Origin of the sequence: Daejeonella sp. H1SJ63 (genome assembly GCF_029360775.1) — a bacterium.
In the GTDB taxonomy this organism is placed as follows: Bacteria; Bacteroidota; Bacteroidia; order Sphingobacteriales; family Sphingobacteriaceae; genus Daejeonella.
In genome coordinates this window covers 193,512-194,946 of sequence record NZ_JARKMZ010000001.1, presented here as the reverse complement: position 1 = coordinate 194,946, position 1,435 = coordinate 193,512, and the positions used below count along the sequence as shown (strand labels likewise).

General features: G+C 32.0%; 2 protein-coding genes. Both read right to left on the bottom strand.

Features of this window, described 5'->3' with window-relative positions; genetic code table 11:
• Nucleotides 1–257 precede the first annotated feature (257 nt).
• Nucleotides 258–728: a hypothetical protein gene (locus P2W72_RS00875; protein WP_276358962.1), complete on the bottom strand. Its 471-nt coding sequence runs from the start codon at nucleotides 726–728 to the stop codon at nucleotides 258–260.
• Between the two features lie 38 nt (nucleotides 729–766).
• Nucleotides 767–1,204 (bottom strand): hypothetical protein, encoded by a 438-nt coding sequence (locus tag P2W72_RS00870; protein WP_276358961.1) that lies wholly within the window; start codon nucleotides 1,202–1,204, stop codon nucleotides 767–769.
• Between the last annotated feature and the right edge of the window lie 231 nt (nucleotides 1,205–1,435).

Genomic DNA, 1,435 nt, shown 5'->3' with positions numbered 1-1,435 from the left:
TTTATTTATAGAATGAGTTATAAATTTCAATTATTCAAAGCTAATCTATTCTTATTACGTATTTTTTTTAAACGCTACTGCTATTTGATGATAATAATAATATTCAGTAAAAGTTTTTTTGTAAGTTTCATGATCATTGGGTAGTACCTGGTGTTTCTCGATCTGAGCAATAAAATTCGGGTGCGAAAAAATGACCAAACCACTTTCCTGGTATTTATTTGCCACTTCTAACACGTCAATTCCTTTTCCAACCCTGGCTAACTGATATACTTCACTTGATTTACAATGGTTACATCATACTGCTTATTCAGTGTATTGATCTGTGCTTCAGATACCGACGGCTTAAATTTAAATACAAACTCATCCGTTAAACCTAATTCAAGCCCTTCAGAAGTTTTAAAGACAGGTTGTATGCTAAGCACATCTGTTTCGGCCAAAAGGCGTTCCCTGATCTTTTCTTTTGCCGCCCCGGTTCTGGCTTCGATAATCAGCACCTTATCATCCTGCCAGTTTAGTTCAGCATCTTTCTCAATACTATGTATTAAAGTTGCTGTATATCTCTGATCTTTAGCTACGGAATACTTTATAATTATTTTGTTTTCATGAGGAGAAATTGTAATCTTTTCATCAAAGGCATAATAGAATGCCGGTGTCTGGAAATAGTGAAATGCCATTAAACCAAAAATTACTGTTACAATCAGCATGAATAAAGTAATTATTCTTTTCATGATTATTAGGTTTAGATGATAAATATTTTTACTTGCTATTATTTACGGATACATAAAATTTTGATTTGCCGGTCTTTAACAAACCAGATAAAATCGGCTGTTAAAACATCTGCTGTGCAGATAAAATACTGTTTTTCATCACTTTTAAGAATTCTATACGCAAAGTGAATTTTGTATTTTAATTTCACTGAGTCAGGAAATAAAAATGAAAATTTCCTATTTGCAAAGTGAGAAGGTGGGAACTGGTAAAGTGAATCAGGGAGGTTATAGGTTACAAGGGTATCTTTAAAATCATTCGTTACAATTACAAAGCCTTTTCCATCAAAAGATTGCTTACCTGCGGTGCACTGGTCAAATCCAATAATATAAGCTTCTTTTAAATTACTGTCATCGCATGGGTTTTTAGCTTTTTTACAACCATAAGCGGTGAGTACGATAATTGCAAATACGAATAAATAAATAGTTGATTTTTTCATAACAGTATCATTAATCTTCGTTCAATTAAGAATTGTTTTGTTTCAACTTTCGGTAAAATCGGGTTTAACCTTCTTAAGAATTATTAAATCTATACGAAAGTTAAAGAGAAACCGTTACACCACGTAAAAACGAATATAATTCCTTTGCTGGAACGGGTTTGCACCGTATAAATATCATTAAATAAGAATTTGGCAAGAGGTCGCTAATAATTAAATCTAAAAAACAAAATC